This window comes from Streptomyces sp. NPDC002690 (assembly GCF_053592415.1).
This window is the reverse complement of record NZ_JBSFVR010000356.1, coordinates 1-7,764: the sequence shown is the minus strand read 5'-3', so window position 1 is coordinate 7,764 and position 7,764 is coordinate 1. Positions and strand designations below refer to the sequence as shown.

Sequence of the window (7,764 nt, the reverse complement as noted above, 5' to 3'; positions counted from 1 at the left end):
AGGGGCGGTACCGGAAGTGATCCGGTACCGCCCCTCACCCGTGTGTTGCGCGGGCCCGCCCGCCGCGGCTCGGATCCCGTCGGGCTCTCAGCCCAGCAGGCCGGTGCCACCGGGGCGTCCGCCCGTCTGGTCGCCGTCGTCGCCGCTGTCGCCGTCCCCGGGGTCCAGTCCGCCGGAAGGCGTCTCGGTGGGCTCGACGGGGGTCGACTCGCTCGGGTCGGGCGACGGGGTCTCGGTCTCCGTCGGCTCCTCCGAGGGCGTCGCCGACGGGGACGGGGTCGTGGCGCTCGGCGTCGGGGTGGGCGAGGCCGACTCGGTCGGGGTCGGCGGCGGGGTGTAGGGCACCTCGCCCTTCTCCACGTCCTCCAGGTCGAACTGCGCGTCGGAGCCGCCGTTCAGCGCCCCCAGCGTGTAGTCGGCCCAGATCCGGGCGGGGAAGCCACCGCCGTTGGCGCGGCCGGAGTTGGCGGTGCCGGTCAGGCTGACCTGGTGGTGGTCCTTCGGGTCCTCGCCGAAGAGCGCGACGACGGTGGTCAGCTCGGGGGTGTAGGCGGCGAACCAGGCCGCCTTGTTGTTCTCGGACGTACCGGTCTTGCCCGCCGCCTCGTACGCGGTGGTGTTGGCGGCCTGGCCGGAACCGGAGTCGATGACCCCGGTCATCGCCTGGGTCACGGTGTCGGCCGACTTGCGGCTGATCACCTGCTTGCCGACGCCCTTCACGGCGTCCACCGTGCGGTCGCGGTGCTCGGCCGCCTTCACGATGTGGGGCGTGATCTTCTTGCCGTGGTTGTCGAGGGTGGCGTAGGCGCCGGCCATGTCCTCGGTCGAGACCTCCATGGTGCCGAGCGTGATCGCGGGGCGCTCGGGGAAGTTCTTGTCCGGCAGCCCGAGGCTCAGCCCGGTCTTCTTCACCTTGCCGGGGCCGACGTCGACGACCATCTGCGCGAAGACGGAGTTGACCGAGGCGTTCAGCGCCTTCTGCACGCTGATGTCGCCGTAGTCCCGGTCGTCCTCGTTCTCCGGGGCGAACGGGGTGTCGCTGCCGACGACCGGCCGCTTGCTGGTGCCGTCGTAGGTCGTGTTCAGGCCGATCAGGTCGCCGTCCTGGGTGGTGGACTCGTTCTCCAGGGCGGAGGCGAGCACCAGCGGCTTGAAGGTGGAGGCGGGCTGGTAGTCGCGGCGGGTGGCGTTGGAGGTCCAGTGCTCGGTGTAGCCGACCCCGCCGTAGAGGGCGACGATCGCACCGGTCTTCGGGTCGACCGAGGTGGCCCCTGCCTGGACCGTGGCGTCGACCTTGTTGTTCTTCCGGTCGAGCTTCGATTCCAGCTGCGCGTCGACCGACTTCTCCAGCTGCTTCTGGCGCTTCTTGTCGATGTTCAGCGTGATGGTCCAGCCGCCGGCTTCGAGCTGCTCCTCGGTGACGCCCTGCTCCTTGAGTTCCGCCTTGGCCTCTTCGACGAGGTAGCCGGTCTGGCCCTCCATGCCGGGTGCGGCCTTGGGGTCCTTCGGGACGGGGAACTTCAGGCTCTGGCGGTCGGCGCTGCTCAGCCAGCCCTTCTCGACCATGTTGTCGAGGGTGTAGGCCCAGCGGTTCTTGACCAGGCGCTTGCCGGTGTCGGTGGCGGTGGCCCAGTCGTACTGGCTGGGGGCCTGGAGCAGCGAGGCGAGGTAGGCGCCCTGGGAGACGTCGAGCTTGGAAGCGTCCACGCCGTAGTACGCCTGGGCGGCGGCCTGGATGCCGCTGGCGCCGCGGCCGTAGAAGGCGGTGTTGATGTACCCGGCGAGGATGTCGTCCTTGCTCATCTTCTGGTCGACCTTGAGCGAGATCACCAGTTCCTTGAGCTTGCGGGAGACCGTCGCGTCCTGCGTGAGGTAGTAGTTCTTCACGTACTGCTGGGTGATGGTCGAACCACCCTGCTTGCCCTTGCCGGAGACAGTGCTGAGCAGGGCACGGGTGGTGCCCTTCAGGTCGACGCCCTTGTCCTGGTAGAAGGTCTTGTTCTCGGCGGCGACGAAGGTGTGCTGCACGTCCTTCGGGACCTGCGCGAGGTCGACGATCTCCCGGTTGACCTCGCCCGTGCGGGCCAGCACGGTGCCGTCGCTGTACTTGTAGACGTTGCTCTGCTTCTGCGCCTGGGCGTTCGCCTCGGGTACCGGTACGTACAGGTACAGCACGACGAAGGCGCCCATCACCAGCAGGCAGAGACCGAAGAAGGTGCCCAGGAGCCGCTTCCAGGTGAAGAGCCCGCGTATGCCGCCCTTCTTGCCGGCCCGTGCCTCCCTGCCGCGGGCACGTCGCTCATCCGCTCGCCCCATCGCTGTGTCGCTCCTGTTTCTCGGTCGGTCGGTCCCCCGCGGCTCCGTCGGTCCGGTCGGCCGTGGCCGTCCGCACCGTCGTGAGCCCTGTCGTCAGTTCTGCCGTCAGCTCTGCCCAGCCAAGACAGCTAACACCGTCAGGACGGACAAAAAGCAAGCGATCCGCCCTTTTCCGGACGTGAGAATCAGCACCCGCTTCTCAAGGAACCGACTCCGCAGAGGGCTCCACGGTTGCGAAAAGCATTAATGTGATATCACTTTGAGAGCTACGAACTCCTCGGTGTCCGCCGGGGAGTCAGACGAATCGGGGGACCCCGTGTCCGAACAGCACGACGACCACCAGCAGATCCCGTCCACACCCGCGCCCACCACCGATCTGCCCGTCGACGCACCCCAGTTGCCGGCCCCGCAGGTCAGAGAGGTGACCGCGCACTCCATCCCCGGCGGCCTCGGCCTGCTGCTCACCGTGGTCGGCGTCCTCCTCGGCATCGGCGTGATCGTCATCGGCGGCGTGCTCGGATCGGGTGGCAACGACGGCGCGGGCGCGGCCCTGGTGATCGTCGGCATCCTGCTCGCCATCGCCTCCTTCTTCTGCATGAGCGGGGTGAAGATGGTCGCGCCCGGCGAGGCCCGGGTCATCCAGCTCTTCGGCCGGTACGTCGGCACCATCCGGACCGACGGCCTGCGCTGGATCAACCCGCTCACCAGCAGCCGGAAGATCTCCACCCGCGTCCGCAACCACGAGACCGCGGTGCTCAAGGTCAACGACGCCTACGGCAACCCGATCGAGCTCGCCGCGATCGTCGTCTGGAAGGTCGAGGACACCGCACAGGCGCTCTTCGAGGTGGACGACTTCCTGGAGTTCGTCGCCACCCAGACCGAGGCGGCCGTCCGGCACATCGCCATCGAGTACCCGTACGACGCCCACGAGGAGGGCGGCCTCTCACTGCGGGGCAACGCCGAGGAGATCACCGAGAAGCTGGCCGTCGAGCTGACCGCCCGGGTGAAGGCGGCCGGGGTCCAGATCATCGAATCGCGCTTCAGTCACCTCGCGTACGCCCCCGAGATCGCCTCGGCGATGCTCCAGCGGCAGCAGGCCGGGGCGGTCGTCGCGGCCCGCCAGCAGATCGTCGAGGGCGCGGTGGGCATGGTCGAGATGGCGCTCACCCGGATCGCCGAGCAGGACATCGTGGAGCTGGACTCGGAGCGCAAGGCCGCCATGGTCAGCAATCTGATGGTGGTGCTCTGCGGGGACCGCGCCGCGCAGCCGGTCCTCAACACGGGCACGCTCTACCAGTGACCGAAGAGACCACCGGGAGCGGGCCGCGGCGGCGCAAGCAGATGCTGCTGCGGCTCGACCCCGCCGTGCACGACGCGCTGGCGCGCTGGGCCTCCGACGAGCTGCGCAGCGCCAACGCGCAGATCGAGTTCCTGCTGCGGCGGGCACTGGCCGAGGCGGGCCGGCTGCCCGGCACCACGGCGCCCATCGCCCGCCGGGGACGACCACCCGGGCCGCCCTCGGGGCCCTCAGGGCCCTCGGGGCCCGAGCCGAAGGCACGCCCGCCGGAGTGAGCACGGGGCCGGCGCCGCTCACCGCTCTCCGGTACCGGCGCCGCCTCCCGGGAGCGGGAAGCGGCGCCGAACCGCCTCTTCCCGGCCAGCTATACACCGCAGGTATACACGCCGTGTACAGTGCTCCGCATGTCTATCGGCCACACCCTGCTCGGACTCCTTGAGTCCGGTCCCCGCCACGGTTACGACCTGAAGCGCACCTTCGACGAGAAGTTCGGCCACGACCGCCCCCTGCACTACGGGCAGGTCTACTCGACCATGTCCCGGCTGCTGAAGAACGGGCTCGTCGAGGTCGACGGCGTCGAGAGCGACGGAGGTCCCGAGCGCAAGCGGTACGCCATCACCGACGCGGGGATCACCGACGTCTCCAGCTGGCTCGCACAGCCGGAGAAACCGGAGCCCTACCTCCAGTCGACCCTGTACACCAAGGTGGTGCTGGCGATCCTGACCGGGCGCGGCGCGGCCGGAGTACTGGACACCCAGCGCACCGAACACCTGCGGCTGATGCGGACACTGACGGCGCGCAAACGCGACGGCGACCTCGCCGACCAGCTGATCTGCGATCACGCGCTCTTCCATCTGGAGGCCGACCTGCGGTGGCTGGAACTGACCGCCGCCCGGCTCGACAAGCTCGCCGAGGTGATCGCCCCGTGACGCTCCCCGGTCCCACGATCCCCGGCTCCCCGCTCTCCGCCCCCCTGCTCGCCGCCCGCGACCTGCGCAAGACGTACGGTGCGACGCCCGCGCTCGACGGCGCCTCCTTCTCCGTCCACCCCGGCGAGGTCGTCGCGGTGATGGGCCCCTCCGGCTCGGGCAAGTCCACCCTGCTGCACTGCCTCGCCGGGATCGTCACCCCCGACTCCGGCTCGGTCACCTACGCGGGCCGCGAGCTCTCCTCGATGTCCGACGCGGAACGCAGCGCCCTGCGCCGTGCCGATTTCGGCTTCGTCTTCCAGTTCGGCCAGCTCGTCCCCGAACTGACCTGCGTGGAGAACGTGGCGCTCCCGCTGCGGCTGGACGGCGTCCGCCGCAAGGCAGCCGAGCGGACCGCGCTGCACTGGATGGAGCGGCTGGAGGTCGAAGGGCTCGCGGCGAAACGCCCCGGCGAGGTCTCCGGCGGCCAGGGCCAGCGGGTCGCCGTGGCCCGTGCCCTCGCCTCCTCCCCGAAGGTGCTCTTCGCGGACGAGCCGACCGGTGCGCTGGACTCCCTCAACGGCGAGCGGGTCATGGAGCTGCTCACCGAAGCCGCCAGGTCCACCCGGACCGCCGTGGTGCTGGTGACCCACGAGGCGCGGGTCGCCGCCTACTCCGACCGCGACGTGACCGTCCGGGACGGCCGGGCCACCGACCTGGAGTACGCCCTGTGACGACTCCGCCCGGCCCCCTCTCCCGCACCCGTACCCCCGCCCGGCTCCGGGACCTCGGGCTCGGTGTCCGGTTCGCCGCGGCGGGCGGGCGCGAAGGATGGGCACGCACCCTGCTCACCGCCGTCGGGGTGGGCATCGGCGTGCTGCTGCTGCTCGTCGCCTCCGCCGTCCCGCATCTGCTGGACGCGCGCGAGAACCGCGGTGACGCCCGGTCGGAGAGTCGTTCCTCCATGGCTGCCGACACCAACAAGAAGACGGACCGCACGGTCCTCGTCACCTCGATCGACACCGAGTACCACGACCGCGCCGTCCAGGGCGTGCTGATGCGCGCCGACGGCGCTCACCCGGTGCTGCCGGCGGGCCTGCCGCGCATCCCCGCGGCCGGCCGGATGTACGTCTCGCCCGCACTCGCCGAGATGCTGGACGCCCCGGACGGGCGCCTGCTCCGCGAACGGCTGCCGTACGCCGTCGACGGCACGATCTCCGACGCGGGGCTGGTCTCCCCCGGCGAACTCCGCTTCTACCTGGGCAGTTCCACCCTGGAACGGGCGAACGGCGGCCACCGGCTGAACGGTTACGGCGGCGGACTGCCCGTACCGCCGCTCAGCCCGCTGCTCCTCGTGCTCGGCGTGATGGTCGGCGTGGTCCTGCTGATGCCGGTGGCCGTCTTCATCGCCACCGCCGTCCGGTTCGGCGGCGACCGCCGGGACCGCCGCCTCGCCGCGCTGCGCCTGGTGGGCGCGGACACCCGCTCGGTCCGCTGGATCGCGGCGGGAGAGGCGCTCTTCGGCGCGCTGCTCGGGCTGGCCTGCGGGGCGGTCCTCTTCCTCTCGGTGCGGCCGTTCGTCGGCTCCCTCTCGGTCTGGGAGCAGAGCGTGTTCCCCGCCGACCTCGCCCCTTCCGTCCCCATGGCCGCGCTGATCGCGTGCGCCGTACCGGCCTGCGCGGTGCTGGTGACCCTGGTCGCCATGCGGTCCGTGGTGGTGGAGCCGCTGGGTGTCGTACGGGACGCCCGCACCCGCAAGCGGCGGCTCTGGTGGCGGCTGCTGGTCCCGCTGGCCGGGCTCGGTGTCTTCGCCGCGAAGGGCAGGGCGCCCGAGGACGGCACGGCCGAGGCGGCGCCGATCATCGTCGGCGCGGTGCTCGTCCTGGGCGGCCTGGCGCTGCTGCTGCCCTGGGCGGTGGAGGCGTGCGTCAACAGGCTGCGCGGCGGACCGGTGCCCTGGCAGCTGGCCGGGCGCCGGCTCCAGCTGAGCTCCGGAACGGCGGCACGGACGGTCAGCGGGATCACCGTGGCGGTGGCGGGCGCGGTGGCGCTCCAGATGCTCTTCGCCTCGATGAACACCGACTTCAACAGGATGACCGGCCAGGATCCCACCCGGGCCCAGTTCTACATGGCCTCCCAGAACGTCACCGGCGACGGCGCCACCGGCGCGATCGAGTCGCTGAGGGACGTCAGAGGCGTGGAGAAGGTCATCGGCACGGTGGACGTGTTCGCGACGAAGCCGGGCACGTACTCCGAGGACGAGGTCCAGCCCACCACCTCGATCACGGTCGGCGACTGCGCGACGCTGAAGGAGCTGGCCCGGATCGGCGACTGCGCGGACGGCGACACCTTCGTCGCCCACCCCGCCCACGACCAGGAGATGTCCGACTGGGTGGACGAGTCGGCCCGCAAGGGCGAGGAGGTCGAGATCGACGACTACGGGGCGGCCGACGGACCGGTCCGCTGGACCCTCCCCGCGGCGGCGCGGACCGTCACCGGGCGCTTCGACCCGCACGGCGAGGAGACCACGGGCATCCTCGCCACCCTCGGCGCGATCGATCCGGCCACCCTGCCGGGCGCGACGATCGTCCTCCAGGTGAAGATCGACGAGAGCGTGCCGGACGTCTCCGAATTCGTCCGGAACGCGGCGGCCGTGATCGACCCCTCGATGCGGGTGGTCGCCCTGAACTCGACCGAGCGGGACGGCCGGTACGCCAGCATCCAGACCGCACTCAAGGTCGGCGGGACCGCGACCCTGCTGCTGATGGCCGCCTCGATGCTGGTGCAGCAGCTGGAGCAGCTCCGGGAACGCAAGCGGCTGCTGTCGGTCCTGGTGGCCTTCGGAACCCGGCGCTCCACGCTGGGCTGGTCGGTGCTCTGGCAGACGGCGATCCCGGTGGCGGTGGGGCTGGTGGTCGCGGTCGCCGGTGGGCTGGCGCTGGGCTGGGGGCTGTCCTGGATGACCGCCAAGCCGGTCTCGGACTGGTCGCTGTTCCTGCCGATGGCCGGAGCGGGTGCCGGGGTGGTCCTGCTGGTGACGCTGCTCTCGCTGCCGGTGCTCTGGCGCCTGATGCGGCCGGACGGGCTGCGTACGGAGTAGCGGCCTGCCCCGCGCGGGTACGGACGGCGGCCGCCGGGGGTCAGTGCTCCCCGGCGGGTCCTCGCCCTGGGCGTTCTGCAGGTAGTCGCCGTAGACGCCCTGGTGGCCGCTGGCCGGGTCGCGGGTGAAGGCGACGCCGGTGC

The 7,764-nt window shown here is 71.2% G+C and carries 6 protein-coding genes; 5 read left to right on the top strand and 1 reads right to left on the bottom strand.

Annotated features, from left to right (window positions below; genetic code table 11):
• Positions 1 to 87: 87 nt before the first annotated feature.
• Positions 88 to 2,316 (bottom strand): transglycosylase domain-containing protein, encoded by a 2,229-nt coding sequence (locus ACWD3D_RS30225; protein ID WP_451463941.1) that lies wholly within the window; start codon positions 2,314 to 2,316, stop codon positions 88 to 90.
• A 316-nt stretch (positions 2,317 to 2,632) separates the two neighbouring features.
• Here ACWD3D_RS30225 and ACWD3D_RS30220 point away from each other — a divergent pair, with 316 nt between their 5' ends.
• From ACWD3D_RS30220 to ACWD3D_RS30200, 5 genes are all read left to right on the top strand, one after another.
• On the top strand, positions 2,633 to 3,616 hold the full coding sequence (locus ACWD3D_RS30220; RefSeq protein WP_451463940.1) for an SPFH domain-containing protein: 984 nt from the start codon (positions 2,633 to 2,635) through the stop codon (positions 3,614 to 3,616).
• Entirely contained in the window at positions 3,613 to 3,888 is a 276-nt protein-coding gene (locus ACWD3D_RS30215; protein ID WP_451463939.1) for a hypothetical protein, read from the top strand. The genes ACWD3D_RS30220 and ACWD3D_RS30215 overlap by 4 nt, the downstream gene beginning before the upstream one ends.
• Positions 3,889 to 4,017: 129 nt before the next feature.
• Complete coding sequence (locus ACWD3D_RS30210) at positions 4,018 to 4,542, top strand: PadR family transcriptional regulator (RefSeq protein ID WP_451463938.1); 525 nt, start codon at positions 4,018 to 4,020, stop codon at positions 4,540 to 4,542.
• Entirely contained in the window at positions 4,539 to 5,255 is a 717-nt protein-coding gene (locus ACWD3D_RS30205; RefSeq protein ID WP_451463937.1) for an ABC transporter ATP-binding protein, read from the top strand. The genes ACWD3D_RS30210 and ACWD3D_RS30205 overlap by 4 nt, the downstream gene beginning before the upstream one ends.
• Positions 5,252 to 7,621, top strand: coding sequence for an FtsX-like permease family protein (locus ACWD3D_RS30200; protein ID WP_451463936.1), 2,370 nt, complete (start codon positions 5,252 to 5,254; stop codon positions 7,619 to 7,621). Before ACWD3D_RS30205 ends, ACWD3D_RS30200 begins: the two co-directional genes overlap by 4 nt.
• The last annotated feature ends 143 nt before the right edge of the window (positions 7,622 to 7,764 follow it).